The organism is Pseudacidovorax sp. NFM-22 (genome assembly GCF_021401245.1).
Taxonomy (GTDB): Bacteria; Pseudomonadota; Gammaproteobacteria; order Burkholderiales; family Burkholderiaceae_C; genus Xenophilus.
This window is the reverse complement of record NZ_JACBFY010000010.1, coordinates 84810-104366: the sequence shown is the minus strand read 5'-3', so window position 1 is coordinate 104366 and position 19557 is coordinate 84810. Positions and strand designations below refer to the sequence as shown.

The window sequence follows — 19557 nt, the reverse complement described above, 5'->3', positions numbered from 1 at the left end:
GGGTCAGGCGGCCGACGGGGCCAGCGCGGCCTGGCTCTGGGCCCAGGCCTCGGCGATGGTCTGTTCGGCATCCCCCTCGGCCTCGGGCGCGGCCCGCGGCTTGAGCCGGGTCTCGATCAGCGACAGGTGCACCTGCATGGCCTTGAGTGCGCCGGCCGCATCGCCGCGGCGCAGGGCGAGGCTGATGGCTTCGTGCTCCTCGCAGCCGCAGCCCGATGCGCTGGCCGGCTCGAAGAAGGCCACCAGCATGGCGGTGCGGCTGACCAGCTCCTGCAACTGCCGCACCACGAAGGGGCTGCCGGTGAATTCGGCCAGCAGCAGGTGGTATTCGCCCGACAGGCGGATCGAGGCCGCGCGGTCGCCGGCATGCAGGGCGGCATGCTCGCGCCGCTCGTGTTCGGCCAGCGCCTCCATTTGTGCGGGCGCGAGCGTGCCGGCCAGGCTGCCGACGATGCCGCCTTCGATGATGCGGCGCGCGTCGTAGATCTCGCGGGCCTGTGCCAGCGTGGGGTTGCTGACGAAGCAGCCGCGGTTGGGCACCAGGTCCAGCAGGCGCTCGTGGCCCAGGCGGTGCAGCACCTTGCGCACCCGCTCGCGCGAGACGCCGAAGACCTGCGCCAGCCGCGTTTCCACCAGCTGGGTGCCGGGCGCGAGCCGCCCGGCCAGCAGGGTCTGCGCCAGGGTGCGGTGGATGGCCTCTTCCGTCGGATGCATCCGGACGACTTTAGCGCAGGCCCTCGGGGCGCCCATCCGCGCGATCCCTGTCGGCGGAAGCCGTCATCCGGCGGGGGTGGCCGCGGCGTCCGGCCGCGGCGCGTGGGCCAGCCAGTGGCGGGCGATCTGCTCGCGCGTGGCGATCCAGGCGCCACCGCGGCGGCGCAGGTGGTCGAGGATCAGCGCCAGCGCCTTCATGCGCGCCGGCCGGCCGATCATGCGCAGGTGCAGGCCCACCGACATCATGCGCGGCCGCGTGGCGCCTTCCTCGTGCAGCCAGTCGAAGGCGTCGCACACGTACTCGGCGAACTGCGCGGCGGTGGCGAAGCGCTGCGTGTGCTGGAACTGCATGTCGTTGGTGTCGAAGGCATAGGGCAGCACCAGGTGCGGCCGGCCGGCCACCGGCACGAAGAAGGGCAGGTCGTCGTTGTAGGCGTCGCTGTCGTAGAGGAAGCCGCGTTCGGCCAGCAGCGCCCGGGTGTTCGGCGTGCAGGCCGAGCGCGTGTGCCAGCCCACGGGCCGCCGACCGCACGCGGCCTCGATGGCGGCCAGGCAGGCGTCCATGGCCGCGGCCTCCTGCGCGGGCGCCAGGCCGGCGTGACTCTCCCAGCGCCAGCCGTGGGCCGAGACCTCGTGCCCGCGGGCCACCGCGTCCTGCGCCAGCCAGGGGCTGCGCTCCACCGCCCGGCCGCAGGCGCTGACGGTCATCGGCGCGCGGTGGCGGTCGAACAGCTCGGCGATGCGCCACCAGGCGGCGCGGGTGCCGTACTCGAAGTGGCTGTCGATGCACGGGTCCCAGCCGGTGCGCGGGTCGATCACCTCGTACACCGACTCGTTGCGCGCATCGCCATCGGCCACCGAGAACTCGGCGCCCTCCTCGAAGTTCAGCACGAAGGAGACCGCCACCCGTGCCTCGCCGGGCCAGGCCACGGCGGGCGGGCGGTTGGCGTAGCCGATGAAGTCGCGGGAGTTGTTAGTCAGTGATGAGGTCATGGAGCGTGGTGCTCGGAGCGTTCGAAGGGCCGCGGAGCAGGCCATGCGGAGGCGCCCGCGGAACCGGCTTTGCCGGGCCGCGGGGGAGGTCTTGCAGACCGCGCTGCGCCAGTGGCGCATCTCCTCGCCAGTCAGAGAAGGTCCACCGGACCTTCTCTGTACGGGCTCGGCCCCTTGAGGGGGAGGCGGCTACACGAAGTGAGCAAGCAACGGGGTGGTTCTCTAGTCTGCTTTGATGTTGCGTTCCTTGATCACCTTGGCCCAGCGCACGAACTCGGCGTTGAGGTAGTCGTTGGCCTGCGGCAGCGTGGTCGTGATGACCTGGCCGCCGGTGTCCTCGATGCGGGTGCGGAAGTCGGGCAGCGCGGCGACCTTGCGCAACTCGGCGTTGACCTGCTCCAGCACCGGCTTGGGCGTCTTGGCCGGCGCCAGCAGCATGTACCAGGAGACGAATTCGTAACCCGGGATGCCGGCTTCGGCCACCGTCGGCACGTTGGGCAGCTTGGGCGCGCGCTTGGCGCCGGTCACGGCCACGGCGTTGAGCTTGCCGCTCGTCACCATCGGCAGCGAGGACGTGATGATGTCCACCGACAGCGGCACGCGGTCGGCCATCACGTCCTGCAGCGCGGGGGCGGCGCCCTTGTAGGGCACGTGGGTCATGCGCACGCCCGCCATCGACTCGATGAGCGCCGCGCCCACGTGACTGGTGGAGCCCACGCCGGAGGACGCGTACTGCACCTCCTCGGGCTTGGCGCGGGCCATGGCCAGCAGGTCCTTGAGCGATTTGTCCTTGAGCGCGGGGCCGGTCACGATGACGCTGGGCACCTCGGCCACCACGCCCACGGGCACGAAGTCGGCGCGCGTGTCGTAGGGCAGCTTGCTGTACATGAAGGGGTTGACCGCATGGCCGATGGTCACCATCAGGAAGGTGCTGCCATCGGCCGGCGACTTGGCCGTCACGTCGGTGCCGATGATCCCGCCCGCGCCGGGCTTGTTGTCGATGACGATGGGCTGGCGGTTGCCCGTGATCTCGGCCAGCTTCTGGCCCACCAGGCGGGCGTACACGTCGGCCGCGCCGCCGGGCGGGAAGGGCACGACGATCTTCACGGGGCGGTCGGGCCAAGCGGCGGCGTCGGCGGCACTGGCGGGCGCCGAGGTGCCCAGGGCGGCTGCGGCCAGCAGGCCGCCGAGCAGGGCCGTGGCCAGGGTGCGGCGGGTGGATCGGGCCGGCAGGGGTTCGGCGGAAGGGTAGACAACAGGACGGTGCATGGCGGCTCCAGCGAAAGGGTTGGGCGGGTGCCGCGCTTCGCCTTGGGAAGTGCCTGCACCTGAATTGTGCACTTCAAGAAATTGATTGTGCACAATTGAAGTCGCTAGCGGCTTTCGTGCCAATGGGCTTCCCGGCTGCACGCTTCGACGTGTCTCGTGCAAAGGAGATGGGCTGACTCCCTCCCCCGCTGGGGGAGGGCGGGGGTGGGGGCCAACGCCCCAAAGACCCTGCCGTTCGGCGCTGGCCACCATCCCAGCCTTCCCCCAGAGGGGGAAGGAGCTGAGCCAGCGGGGACGTCGACCGGCGGGCCGCAGTGCAGCCCCTCAGCGCCTCCGCACCTTAGTGCGGCAGCGCCGCCAGCGCGCTGACCAGCGCCTCCTGAAAGGACAGCGCCGCGATCGGCAGCATCCGCCCCTCGCGTGTCGCCAGCACGAGCTGGCTGCTGGTGAGCGAGCGGTCCATCAGCGGGATCGACACCAGCTCCCCGGTTCGCACCTCGCGCAGCGTGCCGATCTGGAACTGGAAGCTGATCGCCCCGGTCTGCCGCGTGAACTCCTTGAGCGTCTGCACCGCGCTGGCCTCCAGCGCCACCTTCAGCTGCAGCCGCGAGCGGGCCATCACCGCGTCGAGCAGCCGCCGGCTGCCGAAGGAACGGTCGCCCAGCGCCACGGTGTAGTCCTGGCAGTCGGCCAGGCGCAGGCTCTCGCGGCCCGCCAGCGCATGGTCGGGGCGCAGCATGGCGCACAGCGGCTGGTCCAGCGCGCTGATGACGCGCAGCGCCTCCGAAGGCTGCGGGTCGTGCACCAGCACCATCTCCACGTCGTCGGCCATCAGCTGCTGCACCAGCTGCGCCGTCACGCCAGACACCACCTGGAACTGCACGCCCGGATGCGCCTGCTGGTAGTGCGCGATGGTGCGCGGCATCAGGTCGCTGGCCACCGATTCGGCGCAGCCGATGCGCACCGTGCCGCGCACCAGGCCGCGCAGCTGCTCGATCTGCGAGGCCGCCGAGCGCAGGTCGCCCAGCGTGCGACGCACGGCGGTCAGCAGCACCTCGCCGGCCGCCGTCAGCCGCACGCCGCGCGGCAGGCGCTCGAACAGGGGCGTGCCGATCTCGGCCTCGATCTCCAGGATCTTGCGGTTGAGCGCGGTCGAGGCCACGTGCAGCTTTTCGGCCGCCTTGCGGATCGAGCCGGCGCGGGCGACGGCATCCAGATAGACGAAGGAGCGCGGCGGGTGGAGCATGGCCGGGACATTGTGCAGGGGGCTGTCGCAGCGGGCTCTGCCGAGCCGCATGCCGGGGCGCTGCATCGCCCAGGCCCGGCGCAGGCGTAGGCACCCGCCCACAGGGCGAAGCGCCCCCCGCGGCATGCGCCCGCGCGCCCCGCTGCCTAACATCGGCGGGCCATGCCCATGGAGACACCGCCCGAGACCGAATCGCTCCCGCCACCGCGCGCCGCGTCGCGCCCCGGCGATCTGGTCGTCGCCCGCCCCGAAGGCCTGTACTGCCCGCCCGGCGACTTCTACATCGACCCCTGGCGCCCGGTGGACCGGGCCGTCATCACGCACGGCCATTCCGACCATGCGCGCTGGGGCCACAACCACTACCTGGCGCATGAGCAGGGCGAGGGCATCCTGCGCGCCCGGCTGGGTGCCGACATCACACTGCAGACCCTGCCCTATGGCCAGGCCATCGAGCACCACGGCGTGCGCATCTCGCTGCATCCGGCCGGCCATGTGCTGGGCTCGGCGCAGGTGCGGCTGGAGCATGGCGGCCAGGTCTGGGTGGCGTCCGGCGATTACAAGACCGAGCCCGACGGCACCTGCACGCCCTTCGAGCCGGTGCGCTGCGACTGCTTCATCACCGAATCCACCTTCGGCCTGCCCATCTACCGCTGGCCGACGCAGCCCGAGCTGTTCGCGCAGATCGACGACTGGTGGCGGCGCAATGCCGAGGAGGGCCGTGCCAGCGTGCTGCTGGGCTATGCCTTCGGCAAGGCCCAGCGCATGCTGCATGGCGTCGATGCCTCCATCGGGCCGATCGTGGTGCATGGCGCGGTGGAGCCGCTCAATGCCGTCTACCGCGCCGCGGGCGTGCCCTTGCCGCCCACCCTGCGCGTGACCGACCCCGGCGTCGATGCCGCGATGCTGCGCCGTGCCCTGGTGGTGGCGCCGCCCTCGGCCCAGGGTACGCCGTGGATGCGCCGCTTCGGCGCCAATGCGTCCGACGCCTTCGCCAGCGGCTGGATGCTGCTGCGCGGCACCCGCCGCCGCCGCGGCGTGGACCGTGGCTTCGTCATGAGCGACCACGCCGACTGGCCGGGGCTGCACAACGCCATCGCGGCCACAGGCGCCGAGCGCGTGATGGTCACGCACGGCAGCGTCGCGGTGATGGTGCGCTGGCTGCGCGAGAACGGGCTGGATGCGCAGGCCTTCGCCACCGAGTACGGCGACGAGGACATCGCCGACGCGCCCGAGGCCGCGGACAAGCCGGCGGCGCAGGCACCACCGCCCGTCGATTCGCCGCAGGCCGCGCTGGGCCCGGACGCCGCCGAGGCGCCTGCCACGCACGACGAACAGGGCGACCAAGCCCAGGGCCCCGCCGCGCCATGAAAGCCTTCGCCGCCCTCTACCGCGAGCTGGACGCCAGCACCTCCAACCTGGCCAAGCAGGCCGCCCTGCAGCGCTACCTGCGCGCCGCGCCGCCGCGCGATGCGGCCTGGGCGGTGTACTTCCTCGCCGGCGGCAAGCCGCGCCAGCTGGTGCCCGTCAAGCTGCTGCGCCTGCTGGCGCAGGAGGCGGCCGGCCTGCCCGAATGGCTGTTCGTCGAAAGCTACGAGGCGGTGGGCGACCTGGCCGAGACCATCGCGCTGCTGCTGCCGCCTTCCGACGGCACCCACGAACTGGGCCTGGCCGACTGGGTGGAGCAGCACCTGCTGCCCCTGCGCGGCGCGCCGGCCGACCGCCTGCCCGATACGCTGCGCGCCCAATGGCGGCTGCTGGCGCCGGAGGAGCGGCTCGTCTACTTCAAGCTCATCACGGGCGCCTTCCGCGTCGGCGTCTCCAAGCTGCAGGTCACGCAGGCCCTTGCGGCCGTGGGCGGGCTGGACCCCAAGCGCGTCGCCCAGCGGCTCATGGGCTACACCCACATCGGCGCGCGGCCCGGCGAGGCCGACTATGCGGCCCTGATCGCGCCCGAGGCCGCCGAGGGCCATGGCGCGCCCGCCAGCGGGGGCCAGCCCTATCCCTTCTTCCTGGCCCATCCCTTCAACGAGCCGTTGGAACGCTTCGACGAGCTGCTGGGCCCGCCCTCGGGCTGGCAGGTGGAATGGAAGTGGGACGGCATCCGCGCCCAGATCGTCTGCCGCGGTGGCCAGGCCTGGATCTGGTCGCGGGGCGAGGAACTGGTCAGCGAGCGCTTTCCGGAGCTGGCCGTGCTGGGCGACGTGTTGCCCGAGGGCACGGTGCTGGATGGCGAGATCGTGGTGTGGCGGGACGCACCGGCCGAGGCTGTAACCAGTGCCCGCGTTGACGACGCGGACGCCGAGGCGCCCACGGCCGGCGCAGCCCCCGGCGCTCGCGCCGCCCGGGCCGCCGCGGCCGGCGTCGCCCACACACCCGCCCGCACGGCTGGCCGCGTGCAGCCCTTCGCCGAACTGCAGAAGCGCATCGGCCGCAAGACCCTCGGCCCCAAGCTGCTGCGTGAACTGCCCGTGGTGCTGCTGGCCTACGACCTGCTCGAAGAGGCCGGCCAGGACCTGCGCCCGCTGACCCAGCACGAGCGCCGCGCGCGCCTCGATGCGCTATTGGCGGATGTGAACCACCCCGTGCTGCGTCCCAGCCCCGTGCTCACCGGCGACAGCTGGGCCGACCTGGCGCGCCAGCGCGAGGCCTCGCGCAGCCTGGGCGTGGAGGGCTTCATGCTCAAGCGCCGCGACGCGCAGTACGGCGTCGGCCGCACCAAGGACGTCGGCCTGTGGTGGAAATGGAAGATCGACCCGCTCACGGTCGACGCCGTGCTCATCTACGCCCAGCGCGGCCACGGCCGCCGCGCCAGCCTCTACAGCGACTACACCTTCGCCGTGTGGGACGGCCCGCCGGAGCAGGAGGGCCGCCAGCTGGTGCCCTTCGCCAAGGCCTACTCGGGCCTCACCGACGCCGAGATGGCGAAGGTCGACGCCGTCATCCGCAAGACCACCATCGAGAGCTTCGGGCCGGTGCGCAGCGTGCGGCCCACGCTGGTTTTCGAACTCGGCTTCGAAGGCATCGCCCGCAGCCCCCGCCACAAGAGCGGCATCGCCACCCGCTTCCCGCGCATGCTGCGCTGGCGGCAGGATAAGCCGGTGGAGGAGGCCGACACGCTGCAGACGCTGCAGGCTTTGTTGCCGGCGTGATGGTCTGATAACCTCCCTGGAGGCGGTATTTTTCGCCAACACAAAAAATCAGGGTGGAATGGGTTTTCGACACGGGCAAGGATGCCCTCAACCAGGCCAAGCACGGTGTCTCGCTCGCCAGGGCATGCGATCTCGACTGGGACCATGCGCTGGTGGCGCCCGACTTGCGGCGCGACTATGGCGAGCCGCGTCAGGTCGCACTGGCGCCCATGGCCGGCCGGCTCTGGGTGGTGGTGTTCACCGACCGGGCAGACGTGCGCCGGGTGATCAGCCTTCGCAAGGCCAACCTGCGGGAATTCCGACGTTATGAACAAGAAGCGCCCTGAACTCACAGCCCCGACGGCCGTCGAGGACGACGCCCTCACTGCGGCGGCCCTGGCCGATCCGGACAACCTGCCGTTGGACGATGCGCAACTGGCCGCCTTGCGGCCCGCTCGTGGCCGGCCGCGGCTGGCCCAGCCCAAGGTGGCGCTTACCATGCGCGTGGATGCCGACGTGCTCGAAGCCCTCAAGCGCAGCGGGCCGGGCTGGCAGACGCGGGTGAACAGCCTGCTGCGCAACGCCCTGGCCTTGAGTGCCGCCCATCACTGACGACGCGCTCCTTCAGCCCGGCCCGTTCTGCGGCCGGTTGTTCTCGATCCACACCCGCGTCGGCCCGCCCACGCGCGACAGGCGCATGTGGTACTCGTAGCGGCCGGGGTGGTACAGGCCGGTGAGGTACTGCACCGGCCGGCCTGCGGCATCGCACACCACGCGCGCGATGCGCAGCAGCGGCTCGCCGGCCTGCATGCGCAGGGCCTGGGCCACCTGCAGGTCGGCCAGGGCGGCGCCCATGGTCTGCTCGGCCGAATCGACCTGCACGCCATGCTGCTCCAGCGCCACCAGCATGGGCATGTCCTGCAGCGTGTGCCGCTGCACCGCCGTGGCCAGGTCGGCCGGCAGGAAGACTTCGGAGTACAGAAAAGGCTGCGTCTTGAACTTGCGGATGCGCACCACCCGCAACACCGGCGCGCCGGCCGCGAGGCCCAGCGCCTCGGCCGCGTGCGAAGGGGCTTCCACCACGCCATGGTCCAGCACCTGCACTCGCGTGCGCTCGCCCAGGCTGACGATGCTGTCGAGCAGGCCGGCGCGCAGGGGCAGGTGGCGCGGCGGCTCGCCCGTGCCGGTGGGCAGGGTGCCCTTGCCGCGCATGCGCATCACCAGCCCTTCTTCCTGCAGGCGGGCCAGCGCCGTGCGCACGGTCACGCGGGCGACGCCGAATTCCCGGGCCAGCTGGCGTTCGCCCGGCAGCGGCAGGCCCCGTTCGTAGTGGCCGGATTTCAGGCGCTCGCGCAGCAGCAGCCGCACCTGCTGGAAGCGCGGCAGGAGGGAGGGTTCGGCAGCGGCAGGCATGCGGCCGAATGTAGGAGGGCCGTTGGCGCCGGGCAAGGCGGACCCTGGCGTCGGTCGTCCGTGTCCGCGGTGCACCGCCGGCCGGCCCAGCGCGGACGGATCAATCGACGGTGGCGCCCGAGGCCTTGATGATCTTCGCCCAGTCCTGCACGTCCTGCGCCACGAACTGGCCGAACTGCGGCGGCGTCATGTGGACGGCGGTGGCCGCCTCGGTCTGCATGCGCTCCTGGTAGGCCGGCGAATCGATGGCGGCCTTGACGGCGGCGTAGAGCTTGTCCGTTACGTCCTGCGGCATGCGCGCCGGGCCGAACAGGCCGAACCAGGCCTGCGACTCGAAGCCCTTGACGGTGCGGCCGATGGGCGGCACGCCCGGGAACTGCGGCAGCGGCTCGCGCGTGCTCACACCCAGCAGCTGGATGGCGCCGCCCTTCGCATGCGGCAGCACGTTGACGGCGCTGGCGAACATCAGGTCCACCGTGCCGGCCAGCACGTCGGCCAGTGCCGGGTTGGTGCCTTTGTAGGGCACGTTGACGATGTCGGTGCCCGTCATCATCTTGAACTGCTCGCTCGCCAGGTGCAGCGACGAGCCCTGCGCGCCGATGGCGAAGTTGAGCTTGCCGGGGTTCTTCTTCGCGTATGCGATGAGCCCCGCCATGTCGCTGAAGGGCAGGCCCTTGCGGGCGATCAGCACGCTGGGCACGCGCGCCACCATGGTGATGGGGGTGAAGTCCTTCACCGGGTCGAAGCCCAGGTTCTTGTAGAGCGTGGCGTTGATGGTGTGGCCGGTGAAGCTCATCAGCAGCACGCTGCCGTCCGGCGGTGCCTTGGCCACATAGGCGGCGGCGATGTTGCCGCCGGCGCCCGCCCGGTTCTCGACCACCACCGGCCGGCCCAGGCTCTCGCTCATCATGCGGCCGATGATGCGGGCCAGGGTGTCGGTGGTGCCGCCGGCCGGGCTGCCCACGATGACGGTGAGGGGCCTGCCTTCCTGCGCGAGCGCAAGGCCGGGCAGGACGGCGGTGGCGGCCAGCAGCGCGGCCAGCGCGGCGCGGCGTGTGCGCGGGAATGTCATCGGGCTGTCTCCTTGTGATTGGGGGGCATGCTAGGCAGCGGGGCCGGGGCGTTCAATGGGACCAACTGGTCCTATCGATGGAGCCACTGACTGCCGCGCAGAGACGGGCCGCGTTCGGCGTCGGCGTCGTCTGCCGGCACCGGGACGCCGCCGGGTCCAGGCCGAGGCGCATGGGCTTTGCCCCGGGCTTCCATCACGGCCTCTCGGCCTGCACCCCGGCGTGACGGCCTTTGCTGTAATCGCGCGATGCCTCGCCGGCCTGCCCGATCGCCCGCCGCCCTCTCGACCGATGTGCCCACGCGGCCCGTCGAAGCCGCCGTCCAGCGCTGGTTCGACGGCCGCGGCTGGCAGCCCTTCGCCTTCCAGCGCGAGGTGTGGACCGCCATCGCGGCCGGCCGTTCCGGCCTGCTCCATGCGACCACCGGCGCGGGCAAGACCTATGCGGTGTGGCTGGGCGCGCTGCAGGCGCTGGCCGGCGAGCCGCCCGCCGCGGAAAGCGGCGGCAAGCCATCCGCGCCACCCCCGCTCACGGTGCTGTGGATCACCCCGATGCGGGCGCTGGCTGCCGACTCGCTGCGCGCCCTGTCCGAAACGCTGGCCGTGGTCGCGCCCCACTGGGCGGCCGCCGCGCGCAGCGGCGACACCTCGTCGTCCGAGCGCAGTGCGCAGAACCAGCGCCTGCCCACGGTGCTGGTCACCACGCCCGAGAGCCTGTCGCTGATGCTGGCCCGGGCCGATGCGCAGGAGCGCCTGCGCCACCTGCGCCTGGTGGTGGTGGACGAATGGCACGAGCTGCTGGGCAACAAGCGCGGCGTGCAGGTGCAGCTGGCGCTGGCCCGCCTGCGCGGCTGGAACGCCGGGCTGATGGCCTGGGCCATGTCGGCCACGCTGGGCAACCTGCACGAGGCCATGGGCGCGCTGCTGCGGCCGGGGGAGGCCGGGGTGCTGGTGCAGGGGCAGGTGCCCAAGACGCTGGTGGTCGACACCCTGCTGCCCGGCCGCACCGACCGCTTTCCCTGGGGCGGCCACCTGGGCCTGGCCATGCTGCCGCAGGTGGTGCAGGAGATCGACGTCAGCCCGAGCACGCTGGTCTTCACCAACACCCGCTCGCAGTCCGAGATCTGGTACCAGGCCCTGCTGGAGGCCCGGCCCGACTGGGCGGGGCTGATCGCGCTGCACCACGGCTCGCTCGACCGCGCAGTGCGCGAGTGGGTGGAACTGGGCCTCAAGAGTGGTCAGCTCAAGGCGGTGGTCTGCACCTCCAGTCTGGATCTGGGCGTGGACTTTCTGCCGGTGGAGCGCGTGCTGCAGATCGGCTCGCCCAAGGGTGTGGCGCGGCTGCTGCAGCGCGCCGGCCGCTCGGGCCATGCGCCGGGCCGGCCCTCTCGCGTGAGCATCGTGCCCACCCACAGCCTGGAGCTGGTCGAGGGCGCCGCCGCGCGCGACGCCATCGCGGCCGGCCACATCGAGTCGCGCCACACGCCGCGCGAGCCGCTGGACGTGCTGGTGCAGCACCTGGTGACGGTGGCGCTGGGCGGCGGCTTCACGCCCGAGGCGCTCTACGACGAGGTGCGGCGCACGGCCGCCTATGCGCACCTGTCGCCAGCCAGCTGGCAGTGGTGCCTGGACTTCGTGCGCCAGGGCGGCGCGTCGCTGGCCGCCTACCCCGACTACCACCGCGTGGTGCCCGATGCCGAAGGCGTGTGGCGCGTGCCCGACGCGCGGCTGGCCCGGCGGCACCGCAGCAACATCGGCACCATCGTCAGCGACGCCAGCATGAGCGTGCAGTTCGTCGGCGGCGCGCGCATCGGCACGGTGGAAGAAAGCTTCGTCGCCCGCATGAAGCCGGGCGACTGCTTCCTCTTCGGCGGCCGCATGCTGGAGCTGGTGCGCATCCGCGAGATGACCGCCTGGGTGCGCCGCGCCAGCGGCCAGCGCCCGGCCGTGCCGCGCTGGAACGGCGGGCGCATGCCGCTGTCGACCACGCTGGCCGATGCCACGGTGCAGCAGCTGGCGCTGGCCGCCGAGGGCCGCTACGACTCGCCCGAGCTGCAGGCCGTGCGCCCGCTGCTGGAGATCCAGCAGGCCTGGTCGCGCCTGCCCACGCCCGAGACGCTGGTGGCGGAGGCGCTGCGCACGCGCGAGGGCTGGCACCTCTTCCTCTACCCCTTCGCCGGCCGGCATGTGCACCTGGGGCTGGCCAGCCTGCTGGCCTGGCGGGTGGCGCAGCATGCGCCGCGCACCTTCTCCATCGCGGTCAACGACTACGGCTTCGAGCTGCTGTGCGCCACCGAGGTCGACTGGCCGCAGCTGCTGCCCGAGGTGCTGCGTGCCGGCCACGACGCGTCCGCGCAGGAGGCCCTGGCCGCGCACGACGACGAGGGCGCGCTGCTGCACGAGGTACTGGCCAGCCTCAATGCCAGCGAACTGGCGCAGCGGCGCTTCCGCGAGATCGCGCGGGTGTCGGGCCTGATCTTCCAGGGCTACCCGGGCGAAAAGCGCAGCAGCCGGCAGCTGCAGGCCTCGTCCTCGCTGTTCTGGGAGGTGCTGCGCAAGTACGACCCGGCCAACCGCCTATTGGCCCAGGCCGAGACCGAGCTGCTGGCGCAGGAGCTCGACATCGCCCGCCTGCGCGAAAGCCTGGTGCGCATGGCCGGCCAGCGGCTGGAGCTGGTGCAGCCCAAGCGGCCTACGCCCTTCGCCTTTCCGCTGATGGTGGAGCGCTTCCGCGAGAAGCTCAGCAACGAGAGCGTGGCCGACCGCATCGCTCGCATGGTGGCGCAGCTGGAAGAGGCCGCCGGCGGCGACATTCCCGTGGGCGACGCGCAGGACGTGCGGCGCACCCTGGCCTTCGGGCAGGAGCAGCCGCCGGACAAGCCGGTGAAGGGCAGCGAGGACGCGGCCCCGACGCCGCGTCGCGCCCGCCGGCCGCGCAAGCCGTCGAAGCCGCTGCCGCCGCTGTAGTGCGGTGCGCGCTGCGCCCTGGGGCGGGGCGGGCGGGCCGCAGCGGGGCACCGCCTCGCCGACGGCGAGCAGGCCGGGCACGCGGCGCGCCTGCCATGCCCCAGGGCATCAAGCCGGCCAGTCGGTCAGGACTTCGTGACCGTTCAGCTTTCCGGATGGTTGCCAAACGTAAACTCCTGCCTCCTCCCGCCTCCCCCATGTCCTTCCTGCCCGTCTCCGACGCCCCTGCCGCCCATGAAGTGCTCTGGGCCGGCGAGCGCCTCCACCTGCTGCCCGAGCGCGCCCTGTGGTGGCCGGCGGCCCGGACCCTGTTCATCGCCGACCTGCACATCGGCAAGGCCGCCACCTTCCGGGCACTGGGCCAGCCGGTGCCCGGCGGCACCACGCACGAGAACCTGGCGCGGCTCGACGCGCTGATCCATCGGCAGGGTGCGCGCGAGGTGGTCTTCCTGGGGGACTTCCTGCACGCGCCGCAGGCCCGCACGCCGCAGGTGCTGCAGGCGCTGGCCGCCTGGCGTGCGCGTCATCCCCAGCTGGGCATGACGCTGGTGCGCGGCAACCACGACGACCGGGCCGGCGATCCGCCGGCCGAACTGCGCATCGCGCTGGCCGACGAACCCTTTGCGCTCGGTCCCTTCGCCTGCTGCCACCATCCGCAGACCCAGCCGGGCCGCTTCGTGCTGGCGGGCCACCTGCATCCGGCCTGCGCGCTGCAGGGCGCGGGCCGCGACAGCCTGCGCCTGCCCTGCTTCGTCAGCGAGCCGGGCCTGGCCATCCTGCCGGCCTTCGGCGAATTCACCGGCGGCCTGCTGCTGCCGCGGATGCCTCAGCGCCGGCTGCATGCGGTGGGTGGCGGGCGCGTGTGGCTGTTGCCGCCCGCGGCCGGCGACCGCGACGAAGGGGCGCCATGGCCTCGGTGAACCTGCGCGAGGAAGCGGCGCTGATGCTCACCCGCTCGTCCATCGTGGCCGAGCTGGACATCCACGACGCGCGGATCATCGTCGACGCCATGCGCCCCATGGCCGTCAAGGCCGGCACGGTCATCATGACCGAGGGGCAGACCGACGACGTCGACTACATGGCGCTGGTGCTCGAAGGCCAGGTCCGGGCCGAAGGCTCGGGCGTGGGCGATGGCGACGAGGTGGTGATCTCGGTCATCGACGCCGGCCAGCTCTTCGGCGAGATGGGCCTGATCGACGGCTCGCCGCGCTCGGCCACCTGCACGGCCCTCACCGACCTCAAGCTGGCGGTGCTCACCCGCCGCGCGCTGCGGGGCCTGGTGGAAGTGCAGCCCGCCGTGGCCGCGCGGCTGATGCTCTCCATCTCTCGCGCGCTGGCCGAGCGCCTGCGCGAGAGCAACCGCCGCCTGCGCACCCTGTCGCAGATCAGCCGCGCCATGCAGGCCGAGCTGGGCGCGGTGCACGCCGTGAACAAGCGCCTGCTGGCGGCGCAGGCGCGCAAGGCCGGCTGAGACTTCCGGCGGGCCGGCGGGCCGGCGCGTGGCGTGGCGTGGCGTCATGACCGGACGATTCCCCAGCCAAGGGCGCATCCCCATGCGGGCCGTTCACCCACGACCGTTCAGGCTGAGCCTGTCGAAGCCCGCCGCCCCACGCCGGGGCAAACAGTCTGACTGACTTTCATCGCAAGCGGCCCCGACGCTTCTCGCCATGCCCTGCGGCAGTGCACCCGACGCACCGTTCCCGCCCATGGTGCAATCAAAATGGAGTGAATACTCCATTAAGTGAAGAAAACACTTACTCCAGGGCTGGCACGCCGTATGCTGACGTGGGTCAAACATCCCACGGAGTCGACGCACGATGAGCAGCACGCCCTATCCCCGCAACGCCTGGTACCCGCTCGGCTGGGCCCGCGACATCGGCCAGTCGCTGGCCAAGCGGCGCGTCCTGGGCGAAGACCTGGTGGTCTTCCGCACCAGCACCGGCGAGGTGGCCGCGCTGGACGACGCCTGCCCGCACCGCCTCGCGCCGCTGTCGCTGGGCCGGTTGCGCGGCGATTCGGTGGAATGCGGCTACCACGGCCTGGCCTTCGACTGCAGCGGCCGCTGCACGCAGGCGCCCGGCATGCAGCGTGCGCCGGCCAATGCGCAGGTGCGCAGCTATCCCACCGCCACGTCCATGGGCATGGTCTGGGTGTGGATGGGCGACGCGGCCCTGGCCGATGCCACGCAGGTCTTCCATCTGCCCGAGTACGACGACCCGGCCTACAGCGTGATCGAGGGCGACGCACTGCCCGTGGCCGCCAACTACCTGAGCCTGGCCGACAACCTGTGCGACCCTACGCATGTGGTCTACGTGCATCCCACCACGCTGGGCAGCACCGGCCGTGAAGAGACGCGCGTGCAGCACCAGCGCGAGGGCCGCAAGGTGGTCACCTGGCGCTGGGTCATCGACGGGCCGCTCATCCCCATCTTCCAGGGCCTGAAGGACTTCGGCGGCAACGTGGACCGCTGGCACTACTACCACTACCACGCGCCCAGCATCGCCGTCATCGACTTCGGCTCCGCCGCCACCGGCACCGGCGCACCCGAGGGCGTGCGCGGTGACTGCATCCAGATGTTCGCCTGCCACTTCATCACGCCGGTGGACGCGCGCAGCTGCGTGCAGCACTGGCTGCTGCTGAAGAACTCGCCCGCCGACGCCGCCACCGACGAGCGCCTGCGCGCCGGCCTGCGCGTGGCCTTCAACGAGGACAAGGCCGTGCTCGAAGCGATCCAGCGCAACGAGGACAAGCCGCGCGCCTGGCAACGCGTGCAACTCGGCCTGGATGCCTCGGCCATCAAGATGCGCCGCATCGTGCAGGAAATGGTCGAGGCCGAATCGGCCTGAGCGCGACCAACCTCCGCGGCATCGCCGGGTGCCGCGCCCGCTTTCCGTTCTTCCGTCTCCGTCCACCACCCACCCACGAGGACCCGCGATGATCCCCAAGCCCTGGCGCCATGCCCTGACCGTCGGCCTGCTGGCCGTCGTTGCCACCGCGCTGCCCGCCGCCGCGCAGGAGCCGATCCGCATCGGCGAGATCAACAGTTACAAGGCCCTGCCGCAGAACCTGGTGCCCTACCGCAACGGCTGGCTGCTGGCGCAGGAAGAGATCAACGCCGCCGGCGGCGTGCTCGGCGGCCGCAAGCTGGAGACGCTGTTCCGCGACGACCACGCCAACCCCGGCGATGCCGTGCGCATGGCCGAGGAGCTGATCGCCCGCGAGAAGATCGACATCCTCTCCGGCGTCACGCTGTCGCACGTCGGCGTGGCGCTGGCCGACTTTGCGCGGCAGAAGAAGATGTTCTTCCTCGCCTCCGGCCCCTTGAGCGACAAGGTGGTGTGGGAGAACGGCAACCGCTACACCTACCGGCTGCGCTCCGGCACCTATGCCCTCGCCACGTCGGTGGTGGCCGAGGCCGCCAAGCTCGGCAAGAAGCGCTGGGCGCTCATCTATCCCAACTACGAGTATGGCCAGGCCGCGACGGCTGCCTTCAAGGAGCAGCTCAAGAAGCTGCAGCCCGACGTGGAGTTCGTGGCCGAGCAGGCGCCGCCGCTGGGCAAGATCGACGCCGGCGCCGTGGTGCAGGCCATCGCCGACGCGAAGCCCGATGCCATCTTCAACGTGATGTTCGGCAGCGACCTCACCAAGCTGGCGCGCGAGGGCAAGACCCGCGGCCTGTTCCAGGGCCGCGAGGTGGTGAGCCTGCTGACCGGCGAGCCCGAGTACCTGGACCCGCTCAAGGACGATGCACCCGAAGGCTGGATCGTCACCGGCTATCCGTACACCGCCATCGACACGCCCGAGCACCGCGCCTTCTACGCGGCCTACCAGAAGAAGTACGGCGACTATCCGCGCCTGAATGCGGTGGTGGGCTATGCCACGGTGAAGGCCCTGGCGGCCGGCATCCAGAAGGCCGGCGGCACCGACACCGAGAAGCTCATCGCCGCCTTCAAGGGCCTGAACTTCTCCACGCCCTTCGGGCCGGCCACCTTCCGCCCGCAGGACAACCAGTCCACCATGGGCATCTACGTGGGCCGCACGACGGTGAAGGACGGCAAGGGCGTGATGCCCGCGGGAACGTACATCGACGGCAGCAAGCTGGCACCGCCGGATGATGTGATCAGAAAGCTGCGGAACTGAGGAGCGTCCCATGCCAACTCAGTTGTGCATCGCGCAGTGCGCCACCCGCGCCGCATGAAACCGGCGCAGCGGTAACGATCAAATGGCCGCGGAGCAGGCCATGCGCGGGCACCCGAGGAACTGGCTTTGCCAGGCCTCGGGGTGCGCCTCCCTCCCGAGCCGAAGGCGACAGAGAGGGGGGAGCCGCGAAGCGGCATGGGGGGTGTTCACGCCTGGATACTGCGCAGAACGACCTCGCAGATGTGCGCCCGCCAGCCGCTGCGGCGCGGGCGGCTCATCAAATCCACGCCCATCCAGGCCGAGCAGGTGTACTGGTTGGAGATGTAGAAGAAGCCGAGCGACATGATGCTCATGAGCACATGCTCGGCCTTCACGTCGCGGCGGAACACGCCCTGGGCCTGGCCGGCCGACAGGATCTCGGCCACCGTCTCCACCAGCGGGAAGGACGTGCGGCCCACCTGCTGCGACTGGCGGATGTGCCGGCCGCGCAGCAGGTTCTCGTTCATGATCACCCGCACCAGGTCGGGGTTGGCCACGTAGTGGTCCCAGGCATGCTCGATCAGCTGGCGCATGCCCGCCACCGGGTCGGGCGGCAGCACGAAGTCGCGCTGCGCGCCGATCATCTCGGCATAGAGCTTCTCCAGCACCGCCTGGTAGAGCCGCTCCTTGTTGCCGTAGTAGTAGTAAAGCATGCGGTCCACCGTGCCGGCCTGCTTGCTGATGCGCTCGATGCGCGCGCCGGCAAAGCCATGCTCCGCGAACTCGGCAATGGCGGCGGCCAGGATGCGGTGCTCGATCTGTTCTTCGGGCTCGCGCGGGCGCGTGCGCCGCGTCGGGCCGCCGGGGGCCGGGGCGGGCAGCGGCGCCGCGGGTGGCGGCGCTGCCGCCGCATCGGCCGGCGCGGCGGCAGCGGAAGTCCGGCGCGTCTTCTTGGCGGGCGGGAGGGTGTTCTTGGCAGGCACGGCGCCGGGCGGTGTCGGGAGACGGGAAAGAGGCGGATTCTCGCGCAGGCCGACGGGCCGGCCCGTTGCGCCCGCTTGGACTGCGGCGGTCCTGCGCCGCTGGGGCGTGGCCGAGGACGGCCCGCTCACGACAAGGACGCAGGCGCCACCTGCAGCCACGGCCACCTGGCGCGGTACGAGGCAGCCTTGCGCTCATACAGCGCGGCGTGAGGCACCCGCGGGTTCATCGCCAGCGTGCCCGCGTACAGGCCTTCCAGCCCGTAAGGCGCATACAGCCGGCCGGGCGCAATGCCCACGCAGGTCGCGGGAATCAGGAAGCGGTCGATGCCGTCGCGGCTGCTGTGCAGGCGCGGACAGGGCTCGCCGAAATGCGCTTCGTACCAGAGATGCACGCGGGCCTGGTTGCAGGCCTCCAGCGTGATGCCCTGGTCGGCGAACAGGGCGTCCACGCGTTGCTGCACGGCCTGCTCTCCGGCTTCGGAGAGATCGGCGGGGTCGAAGTAGAAGAGGTCGTAATCCTTGATGTCCGCCGCCGGCGGGCGCCCCGACTGCTGGTTCCAGACGGTCTGGAACAGGCAACCGGCCACCAGCCAGCCGTCGGGCAGCGCCAGCGCGTCCCAGCGGGCCAGGATGCAGGCGTTGTGCGGATTGCGCAGCACGTCGGCGAGGAAGCGCGCTTCCAAGGCCGCGTCCGTCGCGGGCCTCTCCTTCATGCGGCGTGCCAGCGCCCCAGCAGCACCGCCGCGGCGCGCACGCGCTGCGTGTCGCGGCCCCAGCGGCGGCCTTGGGGCAGGTGGCGCAGCCAGCGCATGCGGCGGGCCGCCTCGGCCACGCGCTCGCGCACGCCGGGCTCGGCCGCGGCCATGGCCGCCTGCCAGTGCGCTGCGGCAGCCTGCGGGCCGGCGGCGAGGATCAGCGCGCCGGTGGAATGCAGGTAGCTCAGCCAGTCGCGGGCCTGGCACTGGTCGGTGGGCAGCGTGGCGCCGGGGTCGTCCTCGAAGTCGATGAAGCCGATCTCGCCGTCGGGGCACAGCACCATGTTGCGGGCAAAGGCCTGGCTCAGGTACTGGCCGCGGGCATGCACCCGGGCGATGGCCTCCAGGCCCTGCGCCCAGGCGGCCAGCAGCACGGCCGGGCCCTGGGTGGCGGCCTGCTCCAGGCGTTCCATCAGCATGGCGGCACTGCGGCCGCTGCCGGCCAGGTCGCTGATCAACAGGCCCTCGGGCTGCTCGGCCAGCACCTGCGGCACGCGCAGGCCGCTGGCGGCCAGGCTGCGCAGGCGCGCGGCTTCGATGGCGATGGCCGCCGCGCCGCCCGGGTTGGGCACGGGCGTCAGCACCTCCAGCCGCAGCGTGCGGGCGATCAGCGACAGCAGCCGGTAGCGCAGCGGGCCATGGCGCGGGCCGGCCTTCTTGAGCCAGACGCGCCGGTCGTCCAGCCGGTGGTCGGCCACGCTGCGCGCCTGCTTCGGCAGCATCTCGCGCAGGAAGGCATGCGGGTCGCGCCGGGGCGGGGCCTCGCCGCCGGCGGCGTCGTCGCGGCGGGGGGAGGAGGACGAGGAACGTCGGAAAGAGGGGCGGAGCGCTGCCATGAAAACGGAAATCGGCCGGGCCGGCCGCAGGGCCGCCAGGGGCGCTCGCCGGCGGGCGGCCCGGT

18 protein-coding genes are annotated in these 19557 nt (G+C 71.9%); 9 read left to right on the top strand and 9 right to left on the bottom strand.

What is annotated here, in order from left to right:
• Window positions 1-3: 3 nt before the first annotated feature.
• The 4 genes from L0984_RS27090 to L0984_RS27075 all read right to left on the bottom strand — a co-directional run bounded on the left by L0984_RS27090 (window position 4) and on the right by L0984_RS27075 (window position 4222).
• Window positions 4-714 carry a GntR family transcriptional regulator gene (locus L0984_RS27090; RefSeq protein ID WP_234197506.1) on the bottom strand — a complete coding sequence of 237 codons (711 nt, stop codon included), beginning with the start codon at window positions 712-714 and terminating at the stop codon, window positions 4-6.
• Between the two features lie 63 nt (window positions 715-777).
• Window positions 778-1707 (bottom strand): polysaccharide deacetylase family protein, encoded by a 930-nt coding sequence (locus L0984_RS27085; protein ID WP_234197505.1) that lies wholly within the window; start codon window positions 1705-1707, stop codon window positions 778-780.
• Window positions 1708-1929: 222 nt separating this feature from the next.
• The gene (locus L0984_RS27080) at window positions 1930-2976 is read right to left on the bottom strand and encodes a tripartite tricarboxylate transporter substrate binding protein (protein WP_234197504.1); all 1047 of its coding nucleotides are present in this window, start codon (window positions 2974-2976) and stop codon (window positions 1930-1932) included.
• A gap of 340 nt (window positions 2977-3316) precedes the next feature.
• A complete protein-coding gene (locus tag L0984_RS27075; protein ID WP_234197503.1) occupies window positions 3317-4222 on the bottom strand; it encodes a LysR family transcriptional regulator in 906 nt (301 codons plus the stop codon).
• Window positions 4223-4390: 168 nt separating this feature from the next.
• On the opposite strand from L0984_RS27075, the gene L0984_RS27070 reads away from it, so the two are divergent.
• The 4 genes from L0984_RS27070 to L0984_RS27055 are packed head-to-tail and all read left to right on the top strand — an operon-like array spanning window position 4391 to window position 7962.
• The gene (locus L0984_RS27070) at window positions 4391-5590 is read left to right on the top strand and encodes a ligase-associated DNA damage response exonuclease (protein ID WP_234197502.1); all 1200 of its coding nucleotides are present in this window, start codon (window positions 4391-4393) and stop codon (window positions 5588-5590) included.
• On the top strand, window positions 5587-7371 hold the full coding sequence (locus tag L0984_RS27065) for an ATP-dependent DNA ligase (RefSeq protein WP_234197501.1): 1785 nt from the start codon (window positions 5587-5589) through the stop codon (window positions 7369-7371). The genes L0984_RS27070 and L0984_RS27065 overlap by 4 nt, the downstream gene beginning before the upstream one ends.
• Window positions 7372-7424: 53 nt before the next feature.
• Window positions 7425-7697 carry a BrnT family toxin gene (locus L0984_RS27060; protein ID WP_076511184.1) on the top strand — a complete coding sequence of 91 codons (273 nt, stop codon included), beginning with the start codon at window positions 7425-7427 and terminating at the stop codon, window positions 7695-7697.
• The gene (locus tag L0984_RS27055; protein WP_234197500.1) at window positions 7678-7962 is read left to right on the top strand and encodes a BrnA antitoxin family protein; all 285 of its coding nucleotides are present in this window, start codon (window positions 7678-7680) and stop codon (window positions 7960-7962) included. Before L0984_RS27060 ends, L0984_RS27055 begins: the two co-directional genes overlap by 20 nt.
• Before the next feature lie 12 nt (window positions 7963-7974).
• On the opposite strand, the gene L0984_RS27050 is transcribed toward L0984_RS27055, so the two are convergent.
• Both L0984_RS27050 and L0984_RS27045 read right to left on the bottom strand, forming a co-directional pair.
• Window positions 7975-8763, bottom strand: coding sequence for a GntR family transcriptional regulator (locus L0984_RS27050; protein ID WP_234197499.1), 789 nt, complete (start codon window positions 8761-8763; stop codon window positions 7975-7977).
• A 100-nt stretch (window positions 8764-8863) separates the two neighbouring features.
• The gene (locus tag L0984_RS27045) at window positions 8864-9835 is read right to left on the bottom strand and encodes a Bug family tripartite tricarboxylate transporter substrate binding protein (protein WP_234197498.1); all 972 of its coding nucleotides are present in this window, start codon (window positions 9833-9835) and stop codon (window positions 8864-8866) included.
• 246 nt (window positions 9836-10081) lie between these two features.
• On the opposite strand from L0984_RS27045, the gene L0984_RS27040 reads away from it, so the two are divergent.
• From L0984_RS27040 to L0984_RS27020, 5 genes are all read left to right on the top strand, one after another.
• A complete protein-coding gene (locus L0984_RS27040; protein ID WP_234197497.1) occupies window positions 10082-12799 on the top strand; it encodes a ligase-associated DNA damage response DEXH box helicase in 2718 nt (905 codons plus the stop codon).
• Window positions 12800-12996: 197 nt separating this feature from the next.
• Window positions 12997-13719, top strand: a complete 723-nt coding sequence (gene pdeM, locus L0984_RS27035) for a ligase-associated DNA damage response endonuclease PdeM (protein WP_234197495.1) — start codon at window positions 12997-12999, stop codon at window positions 13717-13719.
• The gene (locus tag L0984_RS27030) at window positions 13707-14270 is read left to right on the top strand and encodes a Crp/Fnr family transcriptional regulator (protein ID WP_114802017.1); all 564 of its coding nucleotides are present in this window, start codon (window positions 13707-13709) and stop codon (window positions 14268-14270) included. The genes pdeM and L0984_RS27030 overlap by 13 nt, the downstream gene beginning before the upstream one ends.
• A 346-nt stretch (window positions 14271-14616) precedes the next feature.
• Complete coding sequence (locus tag L0984_RS27025; protein WP_234197493.1) at window positions 14617-15645, top strand: aromatic ring-hydroxylating dioxygenase subunit alpha; 1029 nt, start codon at window positions 14617-14619, stop codon at window positions 15643-15645.
• Window positions 15646-15733: 88 nt separating this feature from the next.
• Entirely contained in the window at window positions 15734-16939 is a 1206-nt protein-coding gene (locus tag L0984_RS27020) for an ABC transporter substrate-binding protein (RefSeq protein ID WP_234197492.1), read from the top strand.
• Between the two features lie 206 nt (window positions 16940-17145).
• Here L0984_RS27020 and L0984_RS27015 read toward each other — a convergent pair whose 3' ends face one another.
• The 3 genes from L0984_RS27015 to L0984_RS27005 all read right to left on the bottom strand — a co-directional run bounded on the left by L0984_RS27015 (window position 17146) and on the right by L0984_RS27005 (window position 19492).
• Complete coding sequence (locus L0984_RS27015) at window positions 17146-17901, bottom strand: TetR/AcrR family transcriptional regulator (RefSeq protein WP_234197491.1); 756 nt, start codon at window positions 17899-17901, stop codon at window positions 17146-17148.
• A gap of 125 nt (window positions 17902-18026) precedes the next feature.
• Window positions 18027-18614, bottom strand: a complete 588-nt coding sequence (locus L0984_RS27010; RefSeq protein WP_234197489.1) for a nucleotidyltransferase family protein — start codon at window positions 18612-18614, stop codon at window positions 18027-18029.
• The gene (locus L0984_RS27005) at window positions 18611-19492 is read right to left on the bottom strand and encodes a hypothetical protein (RefSeq protein ID WP_234197488.1); all 882 of its coding nucleotides are present in this window, start codon (window positions 19490-19492) and stop codon (window positions 18611-18613) included. The genes L0984_RS27010 and L0984_RS27005 overlap by 4 nt, the downstream gene beginning before the upstream one ends.
• Window positions 19493-19557 lie beyond the last annotated feature (65 nt).